The organism is Pseudomonas sp. GL-B-26 (assembly GCF_019947405.1).
GTDB lineage: Bacteria > Pseudomonadota > Gammaproteobacteria > Pseudomonadales > Pseudomonadaceae > Aquipseudomonas.
The window spans coordinates 1-22,448 of record NZ_JAGYGJ010000062.1 but is presented as its reverse complement, the minus strand read 5'-3'; the positions used below and the strand labels follow the sequence as shown (position 1 = coordinate 22,448).

Below are 22,448 nucleotides of genomic sequence, written 5' to 3'. Positions count from 1 at the left end.
TCAGCACGTCTCTACATCAGCAGAGCGACACCTCTGGAAGAAAATTCCATCGGCGTTGAAATCGCCCGGACAGACGGGCTTGTGGCGCGGCACCCGGCGCCAGACAAGTGAATATACTCAGCGGGTGTGGACTCATCCTTCGGAGAGCAATCATGCGAACGGTTCATGTCATCGAGCCCGAAAAAACCCCCGACCCGGTCAATGTCGTGGGTGAGGCCATCACCATTCTCGCGGGCGGGGATCTGAGCAAACCTTTTGAAATGCATATCCAGGAAGGCGTACAAGGCGGCGGGCCGCCTCCGCACTTTCACCCTTGGGACGAAGCGTTCTACGTCATCGACGGGCAAGTGGAAGTGACGGTTGCGGGCAATGCCACCACCATTTTCCCCGGCGGTTATGTGCACATTCCCGCTGGGACTGTTCATGCTTACAAGAACATCAGTGCGACGGCGAAGATGATCGGTGTGGTGTCTGATCCGCTCGGTGGTCAGTTCTTTGCCGCACTGGATCAGCTCAAAGTGCCGCAGGATTTGCCGCGGATCCTGGCAATCGCCGAGAGTTTCGGCGTTACGTTTCTGGTGCCGAAAGCACCTGAAGCCCGATAGAGGCCAGGCCGTTTTTTCATGTTCTTTCCCACTGGGTGGGAACGAACATCAGGCCACCCCACCTTTGGCCTGTTGTTCCAGATGCACTTGCAGGTCCGGATCGATGTTCAGCGCCGCAGCCAGTTCATCCAGATAGCTACGTTCGGCGTCCTGCTGATCGTCCACCAGCATCACACTGGCCAGGTACATCTCCGCCGCCATGCCGGAATCCGTGGCCGACTGCGCCACATCGGCGGCGTCCAGCGGCCGCGCGACTTCATCGTCCAGCCATTGCTGTAGCTCTGGGTCGTCGGTGTGGCGGCCGATTTCAGTGCTGATCATCTGCTTCTCGGCATCATCAATCCGGCCATCGGCCTTCGCCGCCGCAATCAATGCACGAAGAATCGCATGGCTGTGGTCCTCGACTTCCGGGCCGGACAACAGGTCGACAGTGCGCGGCGCCTGTTGCGGCGCCGAGGCCTGGCTGCGTTGCCAGGCTTGATAGGCCTGGAATGCCATCATTCCGAGCGAAGCCAGTGCCGCGTAGTTGGTGCCGCCACCCGAACGGGTCTGGGTCGAACCGCTCATGGTTGAGCCACCGCCCAGCAGACCACCGAGCAAACCACCCAGGCCACTGCCCCCGGCGCTTGACCCGCCGCCACCGCCCAGCAGGCCGCCGAGCAATCCTCCGAGTCCGCCCAGGCCGCCTTGTGCCGACGCGCCACCGCCACCCTGTTGCGACATTGAGCCTTGGCCGGCCCTTAGTAACTGTTCGAGCAGATCGCTGGTGTTCATGACGATGTCCTCATCGAGTGGAGTGATCCAGTCAGGCAACGATAGTCCTCACCGGCAAATACGCCACCACCGTTTGGCTGACGTGAAACCCTTATCGCCCTTGACCCTGATGACCATCGGCTGCAAGTGTTCTACCCTCGCAAACCCGATGCCCACAGGATCAACGAACACATGGACCGCCACCTGATTATCGTCAGCGACGTCATCGAACCTGAAGTCGAGCACGTACTCAGCGCCGGGCTGAGTGCCTTCAATGATCAGATGACCGGCATCAACGACCGCCGGTCGCTGGCAGTCACGGTCCGCGATCCGGACACCCATCAGGTGCTGGGTGGTATTACCGGGCGTACGTCACTCGGTCTGCTGTTTCTCGATTTGTTCTACTTGCCCGAGTCACTGCGCGGCTCCGGGCTCGGATCTCGACTGCTCAACGCGTACGAGGACGAAGGCCGTCGTCGCGGTTGCCGCTCGGCGGTGCTCTATACCCTCAGTTTCCAGGCCCCGCAGTTCTATGAAAAGCACGGCTGGCAGCGCTTCGGGGAAGTGCCTTGCGACCCGCCAGGCACGAGTCGGGTGTTCATGAGCAAGGCGCTGTGAATGAGCCTGTCTGCACCCGATCAATCCGCCGATCACTGTGTTTGAGTAAAACGTATCGTCCTGCGCCGATGTTTCATTTAATACCCCCGGATTTATCCGGGGTATTTTTTTGCGGCCCAGCTAAGATTTACAGAGGGTGAACCTTATCCCCGGATACCCGGTCGATACATGCAACCTGACTTGGTTTGCCGACACCCCCAATTGAAGGGGTGATAACAGGCTTGCTTCACTTTCTGGAGAACGCCACCGTGATATCGACCCTACACATCGCCAGGCTCAAAGCATGGGGCGCCCATGGTTTTACCGCCACCGGCGTGGTCACTGCCTTCCTCGCGACCCTCGCCCTGCTGGAAAACCAGGCCACAAACTGCCTGCTGTGGCTGGGCGTCGCCCTGATCGTCGATGGGCTGGATGGCGCGTTGGCACGCAAGGTCAATGTCCAGTCGGTACTGCCAAGTTTCGATGGCTCGATCCTCGATCTGGTCATCGACTACCTGACGTATGTGTTTATCCCCGCACTGTTCATTTATCGTTACATCCCCTTGCCGGACTACACGCTGCTGATGTCCGTGTCGCTGATTCTGGTCTCGTCGCTGTTTTGCTTCTGCAACGTCAACATGAAGAGCAAGGACAACTACTTCCAGGGCTTCCCCGCCGCCTGGAACGTGGTCGCCCTGTGCCTGTACATCATTGCCCCGTCGCCGTGGATCACTTTTCTCACCATCATCGGCCTGGCGCTGCTGACTGTGACCCGGATGAAGTTCCTCCACCCGTTCCGCGTGCGCAAGTTCATGCCGATCAACATCGCAGTAACGGCCATCTGGCTGCTGTGCAGCTTGTCGCTGGTGGTCAACCATCCAGTGATCAACCCGCTGGTGATGGGGCTTTGGCTGCTGATGTCGGCTTACTTCCTGGGGATCTGCATCTGGCGCACGGCGCTGGAGTGGTTCGAAAACTCGCGGGGATAAGGGGAACACATCGACCATGCCCATCCATATCGTGCGCCTCGGTTCACCGCGCGCTTCCAATGAAGGCCTGCGCCTGGGCACGGTGCGTCGCCCGCCGCGTGGCGTGCCGAAAGCCGAGTTTGCCAGTCGGGATTTTTATGACGTGTGGCAGCCGCTGCTGTCTCCCAGTGCAGAACTGGTCGCAGAAGCCAAAGCGGCGGAAGACGCCAAGGCGTGGGAAGCCTTCAAGCGCAAGTTCAAGACCGAAATGAACCACCCGGCGCCCAGCCAGTTGCTCGATTTGTTGGCGGCGTTGTCCCATCAAACGTCGATGGCCATTGGCTGTTATTGCGAAGATGAAGCGCATTGCCATCGATCGGTATTGCGGGAGTTGTTAACGGCGCGGGGGGCGCAGCTCAAATAGCCGCTGGCGCCGGCTATTGCGACATTGACTGCTCAAGATCGGGTTAAAGGATTTCGGTAAGGACACAAGGATTGGGGTCTTCAAATGAATAACCAGATTCGACTCGCCACCCCTGACGATGCGACAGCCATCAGCCATGTCATCATTCAATCGCTGCGTCAGTCCAATGCCCTGGATTACCCGCCCGAAGTCATCCCACAGGTAGAGAAAAGCTTTTCTACCGAGGCCATCCGCGCCTTGTTGAGCCAACGCCAGGTCTTTGTCGCCACCATCGACAAGCGTGTAGTCGCCACGGCCAGTCTTGATCAAGACGTTGTGCGTAGCGTATTCGTCGAGCCAGGCCATCAGGGGCGCGGACTCGGCAGGCAGTTGATGGCGACCCTTCTATCTGTCGCCCAGGTCGCAAAAATCGAGGTACTGCGCGTTCCCTCCTCCATCACCGCAGAGGCCTTTTACTTCAAGCTGGGCTATCGAAAAGTTCGCGACGAGTTTCACGGGGCCGAGCGAACGATCATCATGGAGCGGCGTCTGACGCCCGTTGTCGACGCCTCGACGTCAGTTCAACGGGGCTGACATTCAAAATAAGTAGGAATCGATCGATGCGCATCGCCTTGCTGTCAGACATCCACTTGTCCGTCAACGCGTTACCGTTTCCCGATGTGGACGCCGACATTGTCGTTCTCGCCGGAGACATCTCTCGTCCAGCTGCGGCCATTGAGTGGGCCAAATCGTGCCCTCTTCCAGTCGTGTACGTGGCAGGGAATCACGAGTTTTATGGCAGTGACTTGATCTCTACCTACGAACATTTGAACAGGTTGTCGCAAGGCACACAGATCCACGTATTGGAACGCTCGGAGTATGTCCACAACGGCGTGCGGTTTTTGGGTTGCACGCTGTGGTCTGACTATCGACTTTTCGATTCTGCAGAGCATCGGGCACAGGGTGTTGATCTGGCTTCGAAGCTCATGCGGGACTTCACCCACATAAAAATCTCGCCCGATTTTCCAGATCTGTTCAGCCCGGCGGTTTCCCAACTGATTTTTTTACAGACTGTCGCCTGGCTGGAAGACTGCTTCACCCGCGACAGAACCACTCCCACGGTGGTGGTTTCGCATTTTGCACCGACACGGTTGAGCATAGGCTCGCTGTTTGAGAATTCGCCGATTAACGCGAGTTTTGTTTCAGACCTCGAAGACCGAATCAAGGTCTGGCAGCCGGCGCTTTGGCTGCATGGCCATACCCATGGCAGCTTTGACTACCAGGTGGGCAAAACTCGCGTCATTTGCAACGCCCGGGGCTATGCAAAAAATGGCATTAATGAAAATCCGGAATTTAATCGCTCATACGTGATTGACCTGGATATCTGAGGCTACGCGGCCCTGCCTCCTGGAAGCCGGGTCCAGAAAACCGAGCAAGGCTTGCCGGGTATCCTGCCAGGCCGCTGCATGTTCCATATCGAGGAAGTGCCCGGCGTTCTTGATGGTATGGAACCGGGACTGCGACGCATGATCGGCGAATAGCCGGGCGTCTTCGACCGAGGTGTACTCATCCCATTCGCCGTTGACAAACAGCAGCGGTATTTCGATGGCAGCGGCACAGGCGACATAGCAATGGGTGTCTTGGGTCAGCACCTCATTGACGTGGAAATGCATCTGCCTGTACTCGTGCTCGGCCAGGCTTCTGACATGGCGGTCATTAAAGCGTTTGAACAGCGATGGCAGGTGCTTGCCGATTGTGCTGTTGATCAAGCGACCGACACTGAGGCGGTCGCAAGCCTGGAGATGGTTCAGGCCGCTCTCCAGGTAATCGCGCATCGGTGTATTGATACGCGCTGCGAATGAATTGATCACCGCCTTCTCGATTCGTCGTGGCCGCTGGGCCAGCGCCAACAAGGTAGCCGCACCGCCCCAGGAAAAGGACAGCACGTGGTGCGCACCAAAGTGTTCGATTAAATCCAGCAGTATCGCGGCCTCGTCTTCCTTTCGGATCGGTTGGCCGTGGAGGTTGTGTTCCTTCGACTGACCGGCGTAGGGCTGGTCGTAGAGAACCACATTGAATCGCGGCTGCAGGTAACGCACCGTTTGGGCAAAAGATGCGGTCGTTGCCAGTGAGCCGTTGACCAGAATGATGGTCTTGTCAGCGGCAGTGTTGAGATAGTGCTCGGTATAAACCTTGTACTTCCCGCAGATCTCGACGATGGCAGTTTTCGGCATCATGACATTTACTTCCTTGAACCCATTGGACTAAGCGCACAGCGTTTGGGATGCCCACAGGGCCCTATCGCAGATAGCAGTACACGTGGACCTGACAGCGAAGTGTCAGGCCAATACATTAATAACTCAGGGTGATTTTCAAGCGTCAACGCATAGGCCTCCTCGGGCTTGATCTGGCAACACGGACAAGCAACAACAGCGCGAGGGTGCTCGGATGGCTGCCGTGACCGATGAGTCACTGACTGACCATATGTTCAGAGTTAAGCAGGGATTTCCTCGTCTGCAAGAACGCAGACGAGTTTTTGCGTCGAATCGTAAGCGCTGAACTGGCTCAGATTCCGGTATTCATGCACCTCTGACTCCATGCACGAATTGATCGATGCCATCGAGATCTCCAACCGCGACGGTGTGCGCCTGAGGCTGGAGGCGCGAGAAATCAGATACGCAAGTGCGCACTCATGTAGTCAATGAAAACGCGCAACTTGGGCGAGGCATAACGGCTGGCTGGCCACAGCATCCAGAAAACGACCTGGCGGTCCATGTAGTCATCCAGCACTGTGACCAGTTGGCCGCTTTCCAGCGCTTCGCGCACCAGGAAGGTAGGCAGAAAGGCAATACCCCTGCCCTGGATTGCGGCATAGGCAAGAGGCTCGATCGTGTTCGACGTCATCGTGGCGGGCAGCACCAATTCAGCCTCGGAGGCTTCGAGCCGCAGCGGCCAACGCTCCAGCTTTCCCGTTGCGGGGAATTTGTGTTGCAGGCATAAATGGCGTTCCAGTTCACGCGGATTAGCGGGTACACCCTGCCGCTTGAGATACGTGGGCGACGCCACCAGCACATGTGCGCAGGAACCCAAGCGGCGCGCGGTCAAGCGAGAATCGGTTTGCTCGCCGGTCCGAATCACCGCATCGAACCCCTCCTCGATCACATCGACCATGCGGTCGCAAAAATCGATATCCAGTTCGACTTCCGGATACCGCTCCATGAACCCGTCAAAGGCCGGCATCATCAGGTCGCCCAGTAGAGGTGTGCCCACGCGAAGCCGCCCACGTGGACTGCCAGCCAGGCCTGACAGCTCGGACTCGGCAGCGGTGACCTCGCTGAGGATGCGGCGGCATCGCTCAAGGAACAGGGTCCCCTCGGCCGTCAACGTGATACTGCGTGTACTGCGATGAAACAGCCGTACATTCAAGCGCTCTTCCATCCGGGCGATGGTTTTGCCCACGGTTGAGGACGACACCCCCAACTGCCGGGCGGCCTCGGTAAAGCTGCGCGTTTCGGCAACTTGCACGAACATTGAAATGCCACTCAGACTTTCCATCGCTGTTCCTGCTTGCCCCGGTAGAACCCCACCAACACGGTGGGATTACGGAAAAATCATCCGAAATGTTCGGCATCGCGGGATATTTTTCTTCACGAACTTTACGCCTACATTGCGCCCATCTCACCACTGATAGGTATCGATGTTATGTCCAAACTGCATACAAGCATCCAAATAGGCCCCTACCAAATTGCCCATCGCGTCGTCCTGGCGCCACTTACCCGTATGCGTGCCGAGCCGGGCGCCATTCCTGGCCAGTTGATGGCCGAGTACTACGCCCAGCGTACAACCGCTGGCGGGCTGCTGATTGGCGAAGCCACTATCGCCGCACCCAATGGCAATGGATACCTCGGTGCTCCCGGTCTGTATGACGACAGCCAGATCGCTGGCTGGAAACTTGTGACCGACGCCGTTCATGCCAAGGGCGGGAAAATCTTCCTGCAGCTCTACCATGCAGGGCGCCAGTCCAATAGCCTGCTGCAGCCGGACGGCGGCCAGCCGGTGGCCCCTTCCGTTGTGGACCATGGCGGCCTCGCCTTCACCGAGACCGGCTGGACCCCCGGCACCCCGGCGCGCGAACTGACCATCGCTGAAATCCGCGGGCTGGTAGACAGCTTCCGCGCCGCGGCCGAACGCGGTATCGCAGCCGGATTCGACGGCGTGGAGTTGCACTCGGCCAACGGCTACCTGTTCGATCAATTCCTCCAGGACGGTAGCAACAAACGTACGGATATCTACGGTGGCTCGTTCGAGAACCGCAGCCGGTTCCTGCTGGAAGCAGTAGAAGCGGTGATCTCCGTCTGGGGCAGCAATCGGGTAGCGGTGCGTCTGGGGCCGAGCGGCAATTTCGGCGATATGTCCGACAGCGATCCCGTTGGCCTGTTCACCTATGTCGCGTGCGAGCTGAACACGCTGGACCTCGCCTACCTGCATCTGATCGAGCCGCGCATTTTAGGTGTCGCCGAGGACGAGCGCCGGGACCAGAATCCGGTGGCGTCCCAACTCATCCGCCAGCACTACAAGGGCACCCTTATCGCGGCGGGCGGCTTTTCCGGTGAATCGGCGAAGGCGATCCTTGAGGCAGGCGATGCCGACCTGGTCGCTTTTGGCCGCCACTTCATCGCCAACCCTGACTTGCCAGAGCGCCTGCGCAAGGGCTGGCCGCTGAACCCGTACGACCGCGAGACGTTCTTCGGTGGCACTGAGGTGGGTTACACGGACTATCCTTTCCATACCGAAGCAGCATGACAATCAGCACCGCTGGCAACCGGGGGTCGTAGTACCCCCAGCTGTCCAAAAAACCTGATCCACCTCAGTAACGGGACCTGCCGGGCCCACGGTGCATTCTGGCTGATAGGAGGTGCTGAAGAGATGAAGGACCTTTTCACCTACAGGCTTTTCACAAGGGTGGCGCGACTGGGCAGTTTTTCGGCCGCAGCACGCGAAGTGGGTCTTTCTCAATCCCAGGTTTCCAGGATTGTGGCCGAACTCGAAGCCGATCTCGGCACTCTGCTCTTGGCAAGATCGACACGCGCGGTCGTGCCCACTGAGGCAGGGGCGGATTTTCTGTCGCGCATGGAGCCCATCCTTGCAGCGGTGGAAGAAGCTGAGCAGAGCGTTCGCGGAGGTGGAGAGCTGCGTGGCGTCGTCCGGATCAGCATGCCAACGAGCATCGGCATCAGGGAAATCATTCCGCGTATCGCTCCGTTCGCGGCAATACATCCCAACTTGCATATCCAGGTCCTGCTCGCCGATCACTGGCAGGATCTGGTCCGCGAAAACATCGATGTTGCGATAAGGCTGGGGCGGCTCTTGGATTCCAGCGCAACGAGCCGTCAGATCATGACAATCAAGCGATTCATTCTCGCCTCCCCCTCCTACTTGCGTGCCGCTGGAGAGCCGACTACACCGGACGACTTGCAATCACATCGAATAGTTGCAGGCCCAGCCTCGACTGTCCCGAGCGGCTGGATGTTCACACGCAATGGAGAGACCAGGACCATTCAGCTCGAGGCTCACTTCTCGACCGACGAAAATGAGGGTGCTGTCGCTGCCGCAGCCGCTGGGTTGGGGATCACGTCGACAACGGCCTGGGCGTGCCGGCGTGAGCTGGAAAGTGGTGAACTCGTCACACTGCTCACCGATTGGGAGACCGAATCCGTACCTGTTCATGCCTACTTCCCCCATGGTTCACGCACCCGGGGTGCCGCCCGCGCCTTGATCGAGCATCTTGTAACCAGTCTTCTGGCTGAGGGTTGTGACACGTCGAGCGTGTAGGTTTATGCATCCCTTACATAGAAGATAGCGAAAAAGAGTGGCTAATCAGATCCCGCCGAAGCTGCCAATTTAGTGTCACCACCCTGCACGACGCACCGGTCGATCTGTTCATCCGGACGGCGCGCTGGACGGCCTTTATTTTCATCCTTCCAGGAGAAGTGTCATGCGTATGACCGGCAATACTATCTTCATCACCGGCGGCGGCTCCGGCATTGGACGAGGCTTGGCCGAAGCCTTCCACACACTCGGCAATCAGGTGATCATCTCTGGCCGGCGGATGGAGCGGCTACAGGAGACGCTCGGTGCCAATCCGGGTATGGCCGCCATTGAACTCGACATTACCGACCCAGACAGCATCCAGGCGGCAGCGCAGAAGCTCATTTCCAATTACCCGAACGTGAATGTGCTGATCAACAATGCCGGCGTCATGATGCTGGATCACGCAGACAAACCAGTGGACGATGCGCTCGCACTGTCGACCGTCACCACTAACCTGCTCGGCCCGATTCGCATGACCTCGGTCCTGATCGAGCATCTGAAGACGAAGCCTGATGCGGTCATCGCCAACGTCTCTTCGGTTCTCGGCTTCGTGCCGATGGCAGTGACGGCAGTCTATTCGGCGACCAAGGCAGCCCTCCACTCCTACACGTTGTCACAGCGTTATCTGCTGCGCGAACAAGGCGTCCAACTGATCGAAATCGCGCCGCCCTGGGTACGTACCGAGTTGCTCGATAGCAGCGAGGAAGAGCGCGCCATTCCTCTCGACCTGTTCATTACGGAGGCGATGAAGCAGTTCGAGAGCGGCGTAGACGAAATCCTCGTCTCACCCGCCGAGGCGATGCGTGCCAACCCTGGCCCGAATGAGCATGCGTGGGTCAATCAGTTCAACGACATGATCGCAGCCGGGCCCGCTTTGGGCTGACCGCGACGATGTCAAAACTGGCAACATCGGGTGGCCCCAGCGGTCGCCTGCCCCTCACATTGCTGACAGGACCAAGACCATGACCGCACGCACACCCGCCGAGAACAAGGCCATCGTTCTCGAAGGCTTCGACACCCTATTCAACCGCAAGGATTTGGCTGCGGCCGAACACTTCTGGTCGCCCTCTTATATTCAACACAGTGCTCATGTGCCCCCAAGCCGCGAGGGCCTGTTCGATCTGGTCGCAGCGGGATCGCCCACACTGCATTACGAATGCCAGCTCGCGGTGGCGCAAGGCGATTTCGTCATGCTGCACGGCCGATTCTCTGGCCTCGGCCAGCCGGTGAACTGGGTCGTGGTCGATATTCTCCGCCTCGAGAACGGCGTGATGGTCGAGCATTGGGACGTCATCCAGGACGAGGCCACGCGCGAAAGCTCCGCGGGCGGCCATCCCATGTTCGGAGATCATTTCCCGGGCTGACGCCCCCTCCCCCGAACAACCACTCGGTCGTTATTGCGCCGACTATTTGACGAGTCGCGTTTCCTTGGAAGGCCTGTATCCGAAGTACGAGCTATAGCACTTGCTGAAGTGGCTGGGCGATACAAAGCCACACGCAACCAACACGTCCACCTGGGACAGCTCCGTGTGCTGGAGCAGTCGACGCGCTTCGGTAATTCGCAGCTCCATGTAATACCGTTGCGGCGTTGTGCCCAGTTGCTCCTTGAACAAGCGCTCGAGTTGTCGACGCGAACGGCCTGCGTATACGGCCAACTGCTCCAACTCCAGAGGCTCTTCGAGGTTGGCATCCATCAGCTTCACCACCTCGCGTAATGGCGCGCTCACGCAGACATTTTCAGTTGGTTTTATCCGCCGATAACGCGACTCCTCGAAAGCCAGGATGTCCTCAATCCCCTCGACGAGGGCTTTGTCGTGCAAGCCTTTGATCCAGTCCAGCGCCATGTGGAATGCGCCAGAGGGACTGGAAGCCGTGAGCCGGTCTCGATCGATGACGTAGGGCTCACTGGTGACATGCGTCGCCTTGGAGATTTCCGCGAGTGCGGGTCGATGTTCGGGATGAATCGCGCAACGATATCCGTCAAGCAAGCCTGCCCTTCCCAGGAACCATGCACCATTCCACAACCCCGCCAGACTGACACCCTGGTCTGATGCAGCCCTCAACAGGGAGATGAGTTCATCCGTCGCTTTGAGTTCTGTCCTGTAGCCGCCGCAAATGACCAGAAGGTCCAGGTCCTGGATCGCTGGACAATCGAAACGGGCATCCGGCCGAATGACCAGGCCCAGGTCACTGACGACTTCCTCATCGGTCAAGCCGAACGTTCGGGAAGAGAACAACCCGGGTCGCAAAAGATTCGCGGTGACAATCGTATCCAGTGCTTGCGTGAATGCGGGCAGCGAGAAATGCTCAAGCAACAGAAATCCCGCCCGGACCATTTGAGTCTTCTCGTTGGGATTCTCATTCAGATAGCGGAGATTTTTCCCCTTCATGCCTCCGCTAAATTGGCGTCGTTCGATCAATGTTCGGCCTGCTCGGTTACGTAGCCCAACCTGTCGTTGGGTGCGTTGATAAACCTCAATGCTAACTGTAGAAGTTTCAACACCACTAGCGCCATTTTGCGATTGATCAGGCTAGCTGGAAGCCGTGACGTAGCTTTATGTCACTCGCAAGCTGCGCCTAAACGATAGCGACATACCCATCGACACTGTCGGGCCAACGGGTCAGAACCTCGAAGCCGTCGTCTGTGACCGCGACCATATGCTCCCACTGAGCCGAGAGTGAGTGATCCTTGGTGACCACGGTCCAGCCATCAGCCAGGGTTTTCACATGGCGTTTGCCAGCATTCAACATGGGTTCAATGGTGAAGATCATGCCGGCTTTCAGTTTCAGGCCCTGGCCTGGGAAGCCGTAGTGAAGCACCTGCGGCTCATCGTGATAAATCTTGCCGATACCGTGACCGCAGTATTCGCGCACGACGCTGAATCCGTCTCTTTCGGCCACCCTCTGAATGGCATGGCCAATGTCACCCAGGGTAGCGCCGGGGCGGACGACGCGAATACCGGCACACATCGCTTCATAGGTCGTCTCTGCCAGGCGTCGGGCATCCGGGCCGGGCTCACCCACGAAGTACATGCGGCTGGTGTCGCCGTACCAACCCTCCTTGATAACGGCAATGTCGATATTGACGATGTCGCCATCCTTTAGTGGCGTGGCTGAAGGAATGCCATGGCAGACCACCTGGTTGACCGATGTACAGACGGTTTTCGGGAAGCCGTGATAGCCGACATTGCCCGCAATCGCTTTCTGCACATTGACAATGTAGTCGTGACAGAGCCGATCCAGTTCGTCGGTGGTGACCCCCGCTTTGACATGCGGAACAATCATGGCCAGGACCTCGGCGGCCAGCGTGCCCGCAGCACGAGACATGGCTATTTCTGCCGGGGTATTGAGCTTTACATTGGCCTTCATTGCTTGGCTCCTGATGCTGCATCAACCTGGGCGCTTTGCGAAAAATCGGCGAGTGCGCACAGCTGTTTTACATTGAGGCCGCCAGCCAGTTCGGCACGAATCAGCAAGCGGCAGATGTCGCTGTGGTCCAGGTTGGGATGTAACTCCGCAAGCATCCCGATGCGCATCCAGTGCTCGGCTTGGGCGTTGATCGAGCGACTCAACGCATCGCTGGCGACGCGCAGATTCTCGTGCATGGCTTCTGAAATTTTTACGATACCCACTGATCAATCCAATATGAAATGTATATGGATCGTATATTAATTGGTAGTCGTGTGAAATTGCAATTTCACGGACAAAACGCGCTGAGGCAGCCTGGATTGAAGGCGGGTCAGGTGCAGCCGATGGTGATCGGGTTCAGACCGGCACGCGAGTGGTGTACTTCACCCGCGATAGCGCGAACTGTGAGCTGGCATTCGCGACAGATGGATGTCGCAACAGGGTGTGCATCAAGAATTGCTCGTAGTCTCGAATATCAGCCGCGACGATCCGAAGCAGGTAATCCCATTCGCCCGATACGGTGTAGCACTCGAGAATGTTCTCCTGGTCTGCGACAAAGCGTTCGAAGACTTCGGCATCCTGCTCGCCGTGGGACTTGAGCCGCAGCGAGCAGATCACATCGACATCGCGATTGACTGCCCGTCGATCAATCAAGCGAACGGTAGCCCCAAGGACGCCTGTTTCTTCCAATGCCCGGACTCTTCTCCAGCAGGAGGCTGGCGAACTGGACACCGCTTCAGCCAACGCTATTCCATTGAGGCTGGCATCGGACTGCAAGGTACGAAGGATACGTCGATCCAGATTATCGAGCTGAATGATTTTTTCCATTTTAGGCCTACTTGTGAATTCAGAATTTCATAGTAGTGCACCGCCACGGAATACTGATCAAACAATATCGGCTCCAGTCGGCAAACTAACCATTCAGTTTGTCCGTCACTCTTTTCCCATCAAACCAGGCGATCTGCCTCGGTAGGGACGCAAACCGCACAGTGCTCCCTGCCTGTGCTCGTGCGCGTTGTGGCGGTGGAGATCTCATGCGGAAAATCAGTTTTTCCCCGGCCTGCATCGTCATCCTGTCGGGCGTGGTCGCAGCCCTGCACCTGGGCAAGGTTTCCCCGGCCATTCCCGCTCTCCAGGCCTCGTTGAACCTGACGATGGTGCAGGCAGGGTTCCTGCTATCGCTGACGCAACTGGCGGGTATGCTTGCCGGCGTTATGATCGGTGTATTCAGCGATGGCATGGGACTGCGCAGAAGTATCATTAGCGGTCAGATGATCCTGTGCGTCGCCAGTGTCATTGGTATGGGGGCGCGGCAGCCCGATGAGCTGCTGATGCTTCGAGCCCTGGAAGGCTTGGGCTTCTTGCTCACAACATTGCCGACACCTGGATTGATCCGACAACTGGTTTCTCGCGAGCGCCTGGCTTTACATCTGGGGCTGTGGGGATGCTACGTAGCGATCGGTACTTCCATTGCTTTTATCGCCGGCCCCACATTGATAGAAACGATGGGATGGCAAGGGTGGTGGGGCGTTCCGGCCATCTGTTCGGCCGCAATGATTATCTGGCTTGTGCGAGCCGTGCCATCCGATCGACAGCGCCTTCCACCAGAGACTGCTTCTGCGCGGCGCACAGCGGCGCCCAGTGAAGCCTGGACGCATCGACTATGGACAACGCTGAAGGCGAGCGGCCCTTGGCGCGTAGGCATCGCCTTTGCCATGTACGCGGGACAGTGGATTGCCGTCATCGGCTTTCTGCCATCGATCTATGCCGACACCGGTTTGTCGGTGCCGATGGCAGGTGCGCTGACGGCGCTTGCCGCGTTCGTCAATATCAGCGGAAGTACCTCGGCAGCGCTTTTGCTGCATCGGGGTATCAGTGCCAGGCGGCTATTAATGGTCGGATACATGTGCATGGCCATCACGACGCTGTTCGCATTCGGCCAGTTCACTCAAGGCATGCCTGTCGTGCGTTATGGCGCCGTACTGGTCTTTTCAGCCGTCGGCGGTGTAATCCCGGGGACGCTATTCATGATCGCCGTGAGCGTTGCGCCCAGTGAACGAACCGTGTCGACGGCTGTGGGTTGGGTGCAGCAGATTTCATCAATGGGCATGTTTGTCATGCCACCACTGCTGGCCAAGTTGGCCGGTTGGGCGGGGGGATGGCATTGGACCTGGTTGGCGTCAGGATTGGCATCGTTGATTGGTCTGCTGCTTGCGACTGGCTTGGCACAAAGCGATTACGTTCCATCTATGCCAGAGCCTGAAACCTTGCGTTCCGGCAACTGAAGTGGCTGTGCGCCTACCCTAGGAACTTCAATAGCTGAGGGAATGAAGTGCTGAGCAATCATCGTTTGTACCCCTACTCGATGATGCTCAGAATTCGTGGCGCAGACGTTAGCCGTTGTTCTTCCAATTGATCGAGTCAGTACCTGTCAGAAAGAGCGTCATTCACCCTTTCACACCGCACCATTCGACTCAGGAGATAACAATGAATAAAACCATTTCTCGTCGTAGCGGAGGTCAGATATTGGTGGATGCCTTGCGCATCCATGGCGTTAAAAGAGCTTTTTGTGTTCCGGGAGAAAGCTATCTCGCGGTACTCGATGCATTGCATGATGTGCCAGAAGAAATCGATCTGGTGGTGTGCCGCCAGGAAGGTGGGGCGGCCTATATGGCAGAAGCCTACGGCAAGCTCACTGGAGAGCCTGGCATCTGCTTCGTGACCCGAGGCCCGGGTGCAACAAACGCTTCGGTTGGCGTTCACACAGCGTTCCAGGATTCATCGCCGATGATTCTGTTCATTGGCCAGGTCGCTCGTGATCAGCAGTATCGCGAAGCCTTTCAGGAAGTTGATTTTCGCCAGATGTTTGGCCCCTTGGCGAAATGGGTCGTGCAAATAGACGACACCCGCAGAATTCCCGAACTGATCAGTCAGGCGTTCCACCGAGCGGTCAATGGCAGGCCTGGGCCTGTAGTGGTCGCACTGCCGGAAGACATGCTGACCGAATTGACGGAAGTCACTGATGCCGGGCCTTTCAAGCGCGTATTGATGACCCCGGCAGCCGAGCAAATGGCCGCCATGCAGCAACTGCTTGAGCGATCAGAGCGTCCATTGATGGTGCTGGGTGGCAGCGGTTGGGATACCGAATCAGTACACGACATCCGGCTTTTTGCTGAACAGCAAAATATCCCGGTTGCCGCCTCCTTTCGCTGCCAGGACCTGTTCGACAATCGACACCCGAACTATGTCGGTGATCTTGGTTTCGCCGCGTCAGCGCAGCTGTCCTCCGCGGTAAAAAACGCCGACCTGCTGCTGGTCGTGGGCTCCAGAATGGGAGAGGTTTCAACGGGCGGATATGCTGCCTTGGACATCCCGGTACCGAAGCAAACCTTGATCCATGTTCATCAAGGCATCGAGGAGTTGGGACGGGTTTACCAACCTGCGCTGGCGATAAACAGCAGCATGTCGACCTTTGCCAAATCAGCCGCAAAGCTTCCAGCGGTGACCAGCCAGATAAAGAGTGAATGGACGCGCACCCTGAACAAAAACTACCGCGAAAACCTGCAACACTCGCCCTCCCCTGGCGATGTCCAAATGGCCGAAATCATTGAGTGGTTGAATCGCAGCCTTCCGGACGACGCGATCCTGACCAATGGCGCTGGAAACTATGCCGTCTGGCTTCAACGCTTCTATCAGTTCCGCCAATACCGCACGCAGTTAGGCCCTACCAATGGCTCCATGGGCTACGGCGTTCCTGCGGCGGTGGCCGCCAAACTGACGTGCCCGGATCGAGTGGTGGTTTCGTTTTCCGGGGATGGCTGCTTCTTGATGAACGGTCAGGAGATAGCGACTGCAGCGCAATATGGCGCCAATGTGATTTTCGTTGTGATCAACAACGGAATGTACGGAACCATCAGAATGCACCAGGAACGCAATTACCCTGGACGCGTGTCAGGCACTGAATTGCGCAACCCGGATTTCGCCGCACTCGCCCAAGCCTATGGACTGCATGGCGAGGTGGTAACCGCCACGTCCGACTTTGCGCCAGCATTTGAACGCTGCCTTGGTATGTCCCGGCCATCCTTGATTGAGGTCAGAGTCGACCCTGAAGCATTGACGCCTCGACTTAGCCTGACTCAGATCAGAGAGCAATCAAGCAAGAAGTAACCCGTTTACTCAGTTTTGGGCGCCTGACTCACGATTTACAAGGCGCCTTTTCTGATTCGTCCTCGCTCGCCATTGTCGACCGCGTTACATGACCACTTCAGCGCAAAGCTGCTTGTGACTCGTGAGTTCATCGACCTGTCCCACCTACAACGGCAGTCGATCAATGGCCTGAACAGCATGCATCCGCAAAGACAAACCCTGCACAACGAACTGCACGCGCGCCCGTCACTGTATTTCGACGAGCCGGCCCATGTGTTTCATCTGGCCTTCCTTGGCGGGGAGCCGGAGTGCAATGCGCTGCTGGAGCGCTGCTGCCCTATTCCGATCGATCCTCATGCCGCCCAGGGCATCACCCAACTCGATGGCCACGCCCTGAAATGGGAACGCCACGCCGAGTTCTTCACCCTGACCCTGGTAGTCACTTCATCCAGCGATGACCTGTCCTGGACATCGCTGCCCGAGGTGCTGGCGCAGAAAGTCGAAGCACATTTGCCGCAGCTGATCAACTCGGTGCAGATCGTCGTGCGTGGCGAAGCTGGTCTGGACCTCGCCGGCTACGGCTTCAAGGATCCGTGCGGTTCCTGCGTCGGCGGTGGCGATGCGGTGGTCTGGAGCGATTTTCGTCTCAGCGAGGACGGCAACAACCACATCCTGTTCGTCAACCGGCGCCTCAACGCTTACCGCCAAGGGCGGATGATCCGCCGTCTGCTGGAGATCGAAACCTACCGCATGATGGCCTCGCTGTCGTTGACCACGGCCAAGACCTTGAGTGCGCAACTCGATGTCTTTGACAAAACCTTGGTCACCCTCTCCGAGCGTAACGCCGACGCTGACAGCGGCAACGCGAAAGCGCTGCTGGCGGACATCTCCAACCTGTCAGCCCAAGTGGTCAGCAGTACCGCGAAAACCCGCCACCGCTTCAGTGCCACCCAAGCCTATGCCCAACTCGTGTACGAGCGCCTGGGCGAATTGCGGGAAAGTCACGTCGGCGATTGCCAGCGCCTCGGGGTCTTCATCGAACGCCGCTTCAAACCCACCGTCAGGTACTGCACCGCCACCGAACAACGCCTGGAGCACCTGGCCAAAAGCGTGGCCAACCTGGGTGACCTGTTGCAGGCCCGGGTTCAGGTGGAAATGGAAGAACAGAACTCGGAAATTCTCAAAAGCCTGAACGCCCGCGCCGATGCCCAGATCAAAATCCAGCGCGCGGTGGAAGGTCTGTCGATTATCGCCATTACTTACTACCTGCTGAACCTGCTCAAGCTTGGCTACTCAGGGTTGCACCTGCTCGGCGCCGAGGTGGCCCCGCGAGAGGCGATGCTGGCAATGACGCCCCTCGCGATCGCCATCCTTGCGCTGATTATTTTCCGCATCAAGAAAGTCAAAGAGCACTGATACGGTGAAGCGCAGGGAGGCGCCATCACCCATCAGGATGGGAGCAGATCCAGTGTGCGCTCAACCTCCTGAATGTCGATTTTAAAGCCATCGCCCTCTGGCGTTCCGACCACAAAGCCATAGTTCTGGTTGTCGCGATCCGTCAGGTACTTGAAGTAGCTGACGAAACGGTTCGGTTGGGGTGGCGCCAGTCGCCTATTTCATGACGCCAATTTTTCTTCCAGACCCAGTAGAAGCGCCGTCAGTATGACGTTGTCGATCGAACCCCCGGTCCCGGCCGTCGAGGAGTGGAAGCATCCTGCTGACACAGGGAAAATTCAGGCAGTCAGACCACCGGTACGTTTCATTGCCCAAGCCGATCGACGCCGACAAAAAATCTCGAACTCAAGCCATGGCATCGAATCCAATGTTCAGGTCAATGGAGGTCAGTGATATGAACAGCGATGACAGTGTTAATGACGTCAAACCAAATGCAACGTCAAACGCCGAAAGAGATCTTGAGGACAGGGACACGGACGCCAAAGGTGTGGATCAAACCGTTAAGCCCTCTCCAACTCGAACCCAGGAGCAGGAAGCTGAGGAGCTCAGTCGGAAAATAGCGGAGATAGAACGCAAAGTAGCGGACGGTAACTAGCAAGACGCCGAGGGCCGTGAGGCTATAATCTTGAAGACACGCCGTTCCTCTCCAAAGGCAATGCATTTGCATTGACTTTGGACGGGGCTGGACCGGTTCCGGTGCTACGCTTTCATTTCCTCGAATAGAGAATGAAGCCATGTTCACCGAACTCACAATCCCCAGACTTTCACGACGTTAGCCTATGAAACGGATCCTGATCGGTGGAATCACCGTAGCGATTATCAGCACGATGACGTATGGATTTTTCCAATGGAAAATCGTCGAAAGCCACAAGCACGACATTCTGTGCGGAGAGGCCAAGCAGACGCTGAAAGGCGTGGAAATCCGGGCGCGGGCGTTGGCTGCCGGATTGTCCGTAGAAGCCTATGGCAAGGCTGAAGAAGACGAAGTGGCGATACTCATTGGTGCGCTCGACGCCGCCAAGAGCGACGCTGAGGTTGACTCGGTCATAGAGGCTCACGCTGCCACCATAGAAGCAGAGGATGCGGCTATTGACGCAGAGGTTGATACCCGAGGCGATCAGACATTCCTCGAACAACGACTCGTGAAACAGCGGATACCGGTCGACGTCAAACAAGAACTGCAACGTGCCGCGAAGGCCGTTAGCGTCAGGTGCAGTTAGTCTTCAACAGTGCCCTACCCCACGCCCCCAAGTAATAATTCTGTCTATCTTCGCGCGCTCAATAAGAACCAAAAAGAATTAATAAATACAAAATCAGTATTTATAGTTATAAAAATATCCGCGTACTCTCAGCTTATCCCGTCATTCATCACTACAGTGAAGTGCCCCATGAATCCGACTGACAACCTCATCGACTTCGCCAGCTACCGCAAACGCAAACAGGCTCAGCAACGGGCGCGGGCCATGTGGGAAATGTATGCACGCAATGCAGGTTTACAGGCTTTTCAGTGGGTCCAAGCCGCTAAAGCCACCGAGACGCGTCACGCATGAACGCGCAGCAACCCTCGCGCTTTCTGGCGAGCGCCGACGAACCCGTGCTGGATTTGAATAACCTGGAACCACTGGAAGAAGACCCAATCTGCGAACGCGTCGCACAGAACCTGCAACGTCTGCGCGGCAAGCGTCATCTGTCCCTCGACGCCCTCGCCCGACAGTGCGGTGTGAGCCGGGCCATGCTGGCGCAGATCGAATCCGGGCGCAGCGTGCCGTCGATCAAAGTGCTGTGCAAAATCGCCAAGGGCTTGAAGGTGTCGGTGGCCGCGTTTCTTGAGCATCGGGCCTTCGAAGGCGTGGCGGTGCTGTCGGCCAGCCAGAGCAAACGCCTGGTCAGTGCCAGCGGCGCCTTTGTCAGCCGCGCGCTGTTCCCGTTCGACGTAGCGCGCCAATCGGAGTTTTACGAACTACGCCTGAGCCCGCTAGGTGAAGACGTCTCCGAGGGCCATGGCCCCGGCGTACAGGAAAACCTGGTGGTGTCGCAGGGTGTGCTGGAAATCAGCGTCAACGACGAACGCTACCTGCTCTCCACCGGCGACTCGATCCTGTTCTATGCCGACCAGCCCCATCGCTACCGCAACCCGGCCGACAGCGAGGCAGTGGCCTATCTGGTGGTGACTTACCCGGAACGCCTGGACTGAAAAGCAGGCGACAAAAAGCCCGGCAGGCTTAACCCCTGCCGGGCTTTTTTAATGTCTGTTGCTGAGGATCAGCAGGTGCAGCACATCAGCGGCATGCCATTGCAGCTCATCATCATCGGCATGCTGCAGTCGTTCATCATTTTCATCATCAGGGTGCAGCAGTTTTTCATCATGTCCATGTTCATGCCGGCCATCGGCATGATTTTGCACATCATGCAGTCGGCCATCAGCGTGCACTCCATCACGCACTTCATCGATGGCATCGGCATGCCCATCATCGGCATTGGCATCATGGTGCTCATCATCGGCATGGCCATGCTCGCCTGGGACATGCACATCATGCTCATGTTGCCGCAATGCATCATCATCGGCATGCCGCAGTTCATCATCATCTGCATCATTTCAGCGCTGTTCTTGAACATGGCCATGTCCATGCCAGCCGCCGGCATCATCTTGCACATCATGCCGTCGTCCATCATTTCGCAGCTCATGGTCGCCATCATCATCGGCATGCCCATCATCGGCATCATTGGCATGGTGGTGTTCATCGGCATTTGCATCGGCATGGCATTCATCTTGGTGGTGCTCCCTGAAGGATTGAATAGTTGGACGAAGCTGATGGAGCGAATTCTAAGGACTGACGGCTAGGCGACAAGAGGGAGATCGAGCAGCGAAAACGGATGTTAGAACCGCCCAAGTGTGGCCTTCAGGGCAATCATTGCTGCTATAACGAGCAGGCCACTGCTATCACGAACACAGACAAGGCCATGACGCGGTTTTAAAGGTCATGGATATGCGAACAGCAGCTTTATAAATAACCGAAAGAAATAATCGATCTAAACAGGATCCGGTTTTTTCAATTCAGGTGCTTATCAGCTCAGTAAGGATTTACCGGGTCGAACCGCCACCAGTACGAACCTGAGCCTCCCCCCGGTTTACGGACGGGAGGTTGATCATGGTCAATACTTAGAGACTGGATGTACGTCGCACGAGCCGCACGCCGGGCGGCTAATCCACGGGAGGTTCGTCATGTCTGGTCAATCCCGCTTCATGCTGGTTGCATCACCGCTGATGGAGCACAGCCCCGCTTTCGACAGGGCCGCTGCGCTGGCCAAGGCCGAAGACGCCGCGCTGCACATCGTCGCCTTCGATTACCTTGAAGGCCTGGCCACCGCCAGTCTGGTCAACGAAAAGGCGCTGGAACAGATGCGCGTGGGCTACGTCGAGCGCCACCGCCAATGGCTTGAGGAACAGGCCCGCCCCTTGCGCAAAATCGGGGTCCACGTCACCACCGAAGTGGCTTGGGTCGAACGTCCATTAGAGGAAATCCTGATTCACCTCAAAGAGCAGCCGATGGACGTGCTGATCAAGGCGCTGGAGCACGAATCGCGGCTGTCGCGGTTGATGTTTACCCCGCTCGATGTGCATTTGCTGCGCGAATGCCCGGTGCCGCTGCATTTCGTCAGCCACGCCGTGCACGCCTTGCCGCGAAAGATCGTCGCGGCGGTCGACCCCTTTCATCGCGATGACCATTACAAAACCTTCAACGACCGGATCCTTCACGAGGCGGTGAAACTGGCGAGCGCCTGTAATGCCGAGCTCGATGTGGTCTACGCCTATGACCTTTCATCCATCAGCGCCGACGAATTCGGCTTCGACAACGGGTCGGCATTCTTCTCGTCAGGCAAGGCCAAGACCGTATTCGATTACCAGGAGGATGCCTTCAACGACCTGGCCGAGCGCAACGGCATCGCGCCGGAGCAGCGGCACATGATCATGGGCAACCCGGCCAGGGTCCTCACCCGCTATGCCGATGCCTATGACGTTGACGTGATTGTCATGGGCCGGGTCGGCCATCGCGGCCTGGGCCGGCTGATCGGCAGTACGGTGGAGCACCTGCTGTACAAAATGCCGTGCAGCGTTTGGGTGGTGTACACCGAGCGGCTGGATGAATAATTGATCTACCAGACACCACAACCCCCTGTGGGAGCGGGCTTGCTCGCGAAGGCGGAGTGTCAGGCAACATCATTGTCGACTGACACTCCGCC

General features: G+C 57.6%; 26 protein-coding genes. 18 read left to right on the top strand and 8 right to left on the bottom strand.

What is annotated here, in order from left to right; genetic code table 11:
• Positions 1-152: 152 nt before the first annotated feature.
• Positions 153-605, top strand: coding sequence for a cupin domain-containing protein (locus tag KGB23_RS27465; protein WP_150656059.1), 453 nt, complete (start codon positions 153-155; stop codon positions 603-605).
• Positions 606-653: 48 nt separating this feature from the next.
• On the opposite strand, the gene KGB23_RS27460 is transcribed toward KGB23_RS27465, so the two are convergent.
• Positions 654-1,379: a tellurite resistance TerB family protein gene (locus tag KGB23_RS27460; protein ID WP_223433329.1), complete on the bottom strand. Its 726-nt coding sequence runs from the start codon at positions 1,377-1,379 to the stop codon at positions 654-656.
• Positions 1,380-1,550: 171 nt separating this feature from the next.
• On the opposite strand from KGB23_RS27460, the gene KGB23_RS27455 reads away from it, so the two are divergent.
• From KGB23_RS27455 to KGB23_RS27435, 5 genes are all read left to right on the top strand, one after another.
• The gene (locus KGB23_RS27455; protein ID WP_223433315.1) at positions 1,551-1,976 is read left to right on the top strand and encodes a GNAT family N-acetyltransferase; all 426 of its coding nucleotides are present in this window, start codon (positions 1,551-1,553) and stop codon (positions 1,974-1,976) included.
• 248 nt (positions 1,977-2,224) lie between these two features.
• Complete coding sequence (gene pcsA, locus KGB23_RS27450) at positions 2,225-2,944, top strand: phosphatidylcholine synthase (protein ID WP_223433314.1); 720 nt, start codon at positions 2,225-2,227, stop codon at positions 2,942-2,944.
• A gap of 16 nt (positions 2,945-2,960) precedes the next feature.
• A complete protein-coding gene (locus KGB23_RS27445) occupies positions 2,961-3,347 on the top strand; it encodes a DUF488 domain-containing protein (RefSeq protein ID WP_223433313.1) in 387 nt (128 codons plus the stop codon).
• Between the two features lie 84 nt (positions 3,348-3,431).
• On the top strand, positions 3,432-3,920 hold the full coding sequence (locus KGB23_RS27440; protein ID WP_223433312.1) for a GNAT family N-acetyltransferase: 489 nt from the start codon (positions 3,432-3,434) through the stop codon (positions 3,918-3,920).
• Between the two features lie 26 nt (positions 3,921-3,946).
• Positions 3,947-4,714, top strand: a complete 768-nt coding sequence (locus KGB23_RS27435) for a metallophosphoesterase (RefSeq protein WP_223433311.1) — start codon at positions 3,947-3,949, stop codon at positions 4,712-4,714.
• Here KGB23_RS27435 and KGB23_RS27430 read toward each other — a convergent pair.
• Positions 4,688-5,563, bottom strand: a complete 876-nt coding sequence (locus tag KGB23_RS27430; protein ID WP_223433310.1) for an alpha/beta fold hydrolase — start codon at positions 5,561-5,563, stop codon at positions 4,688-4,690. The genes KGB23_RS27435 and KGB23_RS27430 overlap by 27 nt on opposite strands.
• A gap of 433 nt (positions 5,564-5,996) precedes the next feature.
• Positions 5,997-6,881, bottom strand: a complete 885-nt coding sequence (locus KGB23_RS27425) for a LysR family transcriptional regulator (RefSeq protein WP_223433309.1) — start codon at positions 6,879-6,881, stop codon at positions 5,997-5,999.
• Positions 6,882-7,028: 147 nt separating this feature from the next.
• Between KGB23_RS27425 and KGB23_RS27420 the strand changes: the two genes are divergently transcribed.
• The 4 genes from KGB23_RS27420 (at position 7,029) to KGB23_RS27405 (ending at position 10,561) form a co-directional block, all read left to right on the top strand.
• Positions 7,029-8,129 carry an alkene reductase gene (locus KGB23_RS27420; RefSeq protein ID WP_223433308.1) on the top strand — a complete coding sequence of 367 codons (1,101 nt, stop codon included), beginning with the start codon at positions 7,029-7,031 and terminating at the stop codon, positions 8,127-8,129.
• 123 nt (positions 8,130-8,252) lie between these two features.
• A complete protein-coding gene (locus KGB23_RS27415; RefSeq protein WP_223433307.1) occupies positions 8,253-9,158 on the top strand; it encodes a LysR family transcriptional regulator in 906 nt (301 codons plus the stop codon).
• Between the two features lie 163 nt (positions 9,159-9,321).
• Positions 9,322-10,080 carry an SDR family oxidoreductase gene (locus KGB23_RS27410; RefSeq protein ID WP_223433306.1) on the top strand — a complete coding sequence of 253 codons (759 nt, stop codon included), beginning with the start codon at positions 9,322-9,324 and terminating at the stop codon, positions 10,078-10,080.
• Positions 10,081-10,159: 79 nt separating this feature from the next.
• Positions 10,160-10,561, top strand: a complete 402-nt coding sequence (locus KGB23_RS27405) for an ester cyclase (RefSeq protein ID WP_223433305.1) — start codon at positions 10,160-10,162, stop codon at positions 10,559-10,561.
• 42 nt (positions 10,562-10,603) lie between these two features.
• Here the strand turns inward: KGB23_RS27405 and KGB23_RS27400 are convergent, their stop codons facing one another.
• The 4 genes from KGB23_RS27400 to KGB23_RS27385 all read right to left on the bottom strand — a co-directional run bounded on the left by KGB23_RS27400 (position 10,604) and on the right by KGB23_RS27385 (position 13,433).
• Positions 10,604-11,617, bottom strand: coding sequence for a GlxA family transcriptional regulator (locus tag KGB23_RS27400; RefSeq protein WP_223433304.1), 1,014 nt, complete (start codon positions 11,615-11,617; stop codon positions 10,604-10,606).
• 157 nt (positions 11,618-11,774) lie between these two features.
• Positions 11,775-12,566 carry a type I methionyl aminopeptidase gene (map, locus tag KGB23_RS27395; protein WP_223433303.1) on the bottom strand — a complete coding sequence of 264 codons (792 nt, stop codon included), beginning with the start codon at positions 12,564-12,566 and terminating at the stop codon, positions 11,775-11,777.
• Entirely contained in the window at positions 12,563-12,829 is a 267-nt protein-coding gene (locus KGB23_RS27390; protein ID WP_223433302.1) for a ParD-like family protein, read from the bottom strand. The genes map and KGB23_RS27390 overlap by 4 nt, the downstream gene beginning before the upstream one ends.
• A gap of 133 nt (positions 12,830-12,962) precedes the next feature.
• Complete coding sequence (locus tag KGB23_RS27385) at positions 12,963-13,433, bottom strand: Lrp/AsnC family transcriptional regulator (protein ID WP_056741847.1); 471 nt, start codon at positions 13,431-13,433, stop codon at positions 12,963-12,965.
• Between the two features lie 206 nt (positions 13,434-13,639).
• Here KGB23_RS27385 and KGB23_RS27380 point away from each other — a divergent pair, with 206 nt between their 5' ends.
• The 7 genes from KGB23_RS27380 (at position 13,640) to KGB23_RS27350 (ending at position 20,400) form a co-directional block, all read left to right on the top strand.
• Positions 13,640-14,890: a CynX/NimT family MFS transporter gene (locus KGB23_RS27380; protein ID WP_223433301.1), complete on the top strand. Its 1,251-nt coding sequence runs from the start codon at positions 13,640-13,642 to the stop codon at positions 14,888-14,890.
• A gap of 202 nt (positions 14,891-15,092) precedes the next feature.
• A complete protein-coding gene (locus KGB23_RS27375; protein WP_223433300.1) occupies positions 15,093-16,772 on the top strand; it encodes a thiamine pyrophosphate-binding protein in 1,680 nt (559 codons plus the stop codon).
• A gap of 177 nt (positions 16,773-16,949) precedes the next feature.
• Entirely contained in the window at positions 16,950-18,167 is a 1,218-nt protein-coding gene (locus KGB23_RS27370) for a DUF3422 domain-containing protein (protein WP_223433328.1), read from the top strand.
• A 433-nt stretch (positions 18,168-18,600) separates the two neighbouring features.
• Positions 18,601-18,801, top strand: a complete 201-nt coding sequence (locus KGB23_RS27365) for a hypothetical protein (protein ID WP_223433299.1) — start codon at positions 18,601-18,603, stop codon at positions 18,799-18,801.
• 184 nt (positions 18,802-18,985) lie between these two features.
• A complete protein-coding gene (locus tag KGB23_RS27360) occupies positions 18,986-19,426 on the top strand; it encodes a hypothetical protein (protein ID WP_223433298.1) in 441 nt (146 codons plus the stop codon).
• Positions 19,427-19,594: 168 nt separating this feature from the next.
• On the top strand, positions 19,595-19,756 hold the full coding sequence (locus tag KGB23_RS27355; protein WP_008156931.1) for a hypothetical protein: 162 nt from the start codon (positions 19,595-19,597) through the stop codon (positions 19,754-19,756).
• Positions 19,753-20,400 carry a helix-turn-helix domain-containing protein gene (locus tag KGB23_RS27350; protein ID WP_008156932.1) on the top strand — a complete coding sequence of 216 codons (648 nt, stop codon included), beginning with the start codon at positions 19,753-19,755 and terminating at the stop codon, positions 20,398-20,400. Before KGB23_RS27355 ends, KGB23_RS27350 begins: the two co-directional genes overlap by 4 nt.
• Positions 20,401-20,468: 68 nt before the next feature.
• Here the strand turns inward: KGB23_RS27350 and KGB23_RS27345 are convergent, their stop codons facing one another.
• A complete protein-coding gene (locus KGB23_RS27345) occupies positions 20,469-20,975 on the bottom strand; it encodes a hypothetical protein (RefSeq protein WP_223433297.1) in 507 nt (168 codons plus the stop codon).
• Positions 20,976-21,429: 454 nt separating this feature from the next.
• Between KGB23_RS27345 and KGB23_RS27340 the strand changes: the two genes are divergently transcribed.
• The gene (locus KGB23_RS27340) at positions 21,430-22,356 is read left to right on the top strand and encodes a universal stress protein (RefSeq protein ID WP_223433296.1); all 927 of its coding nucleotides are present in this window, start codon (positions 21,430-21,432) and stop codon (positions 22,354-22,356) included.
• The last annotated feature ends 92 nt before the right edge of the window (positions 22,357-22,448 follow it).

What these genes read in the sequence shown, in the direction of transcription:
- KGB23_RS27415 (WP_223433307.1), top strand. Translation starts at nt 8,253, where the DNA reads ATGAAGGACCTTTTCACCTACAGGCTTTTCACAAGGGTGGCGCGACTG.
- KGB23_RS27365 (WP_223433299.1), top strand. Translation starts at nt 18,601, where the DNA reads ATGAACAGCGATGACAGTGTTAATGACGTCAAACCAAATGCAACGTCA.
- KGB23_RS27360 (WP_223433298.1), top strand. Translation starts at nt 18,986, where the DNA reads ATGAAACGGATCCTGATCGGTGGAATCACCGTAGCGATTATCAGCACG.
- KGB23_RS27455 (WP_223433315.1), top strand. Translation starts at nt 1,551, where the DNA reads ATGGACCGCCACCTGATTATCGTCAGCGACGTCATCGAACCTGAAGTC.
- KGB23_RS27425 (WP_223433309.1), bottom strand. Translation starts at nt 6,881, where the DNA reads ATGGAAAGTCTGAGTGGCATTTCAATGTTCGTGCAAGTTGCCGAAACG.
- KGB23_RS27340 (WP_223433296.1), top strand. Translation starts at nt 21,430, where the DNA reads ATGTCTGGTCAATCCCGCTTCATGCTGGTTGCATCACCGCTGATGGAG.
- KGB23_RS27445 (WP_223433313.1), top strand. Translation starts at nt 2,961, where the DNA reads ATGCCCATCCATATCGTGCGCCTCGGTTCACCGCGCGCTTCCAATGAA.
- KGB23_RS27420 (WP_223433308.1), top strand. Translation starts at nt 7,029, where the DNA reads ATGTCCAAACTGCATACAAGCATCCAAATAGGCCCCTACCAAATTGCC.
- KGB23_RS27385 (WP_056741847.1), bottom strand. Translation starts at nt 13,433, where the DNA reads ATGGAAAAAATCATTCAGCTCGATAATCTGGATCGACGTATCCTTCGT.
- KGB23_RS27460 (WP_223433329.1), bottom strand. Translation starts at nt 1,379, where the DNA reads ATGAACACCAGCGATCTGCTCGAACAGTTACTAAGGGCCGGCCAAGGC.
- KGB23_RS27440 (WP_223433312.1), top strand. Translation starts at nt 3,432, where the DNA reads ATGAATAACCAGATTCGACTCGCCACCCCTGACGATGCGACAGCCATC.
- map (WP_223433303.1), bottom strand. Translation starts at nt 12,566, where the DNA reads ATGAAGGCCAATGTAAAGCTCAATACCCCGGCAGAAATAGCCATGTCT.
- KGB23_RS27435 (WP_223433311.1), top strand. Translation starts at nt 3,947, where the DNA reads ATGCGCATCGCCTTGCTGTCAGACATCCACTTGTCCGTCAACGCGTTA.
- KGB23_RS27465 (WP_150656059.1), top strand. Translation starts at nt 153, where the DNA reads ATGCGAACGGTTCATGTCATCGAGCCCGAAAAAACCCCCGACCCGGTC.
- KGB23_RS27405 (WP_223433305.1), top strand. Translation starts at nt 10,160, where the DNA reads ATGACCGCACGCACACCCGCCGAGAACAAGGCCATCGTTCTCGAAGGC.
- KGB23_RS27350 (WP_008156932.1), top strand. Translation starts at nt 19,753, where the DNA reads ATGAACGCGCAGCAACCCTCGCGCTTTCTGGCGAGCGCCGACGAACCC.
- KGB23_RS27380 (WP_223433301.1), top strand. Translation starts at nt 13,640, where the DNA reads ATGCGGAAAATCAGTTTTTCCCCGGCCTGCATCGTCATCCTGTCGGGC.
- KGB23_RS27430 (WP_223433310.1), bottom strand. Translation starts at nt 5,563, where the DNA reads ATGATGCCGAAAACTGCCATCGTCGAGATCTGCGGGAAGTACAAGGTT.
- KGB23_RS27355 (WP_008156931.1), top strand. Translation starts at nt 19,595, where the DNA reads ATGAATCCGACTGACAACCTCATCGACTTCGCCAGCTACCGCAAACGC.
- KGB23_RS27370 (WP_223433328.1), top strand. Translation starts at nt 16,950, where the DNA reads ATGCATCCGCAAAGACAAACCCTGCACAACGAACTGCACGCGCGCCCG.
- KGB23_RS27345 (WP_223433297.1), bottom strand. Translation starts at nt 20,975, where the DNA reads ATGAATGCCATGCCGATGCAAATGCCGATGAACACCACCATGCCAATG.
- KGB23_RS27410 (WP_223433306.1), top strand. Translation starts at nt 9,322, where the DNA reads ATGCGTATGACCGGCAATACTATCTTCATCACCGGCGGCGGCTCCGGC.
- KGB23_RS27375 (WP_223433300.1), top strand. Translation starts at nt 15,093, where the DNA reads ATGAATAAAACCATTTCTCGTCGTAGCGGAGGTCAGATATTGGTGGAT.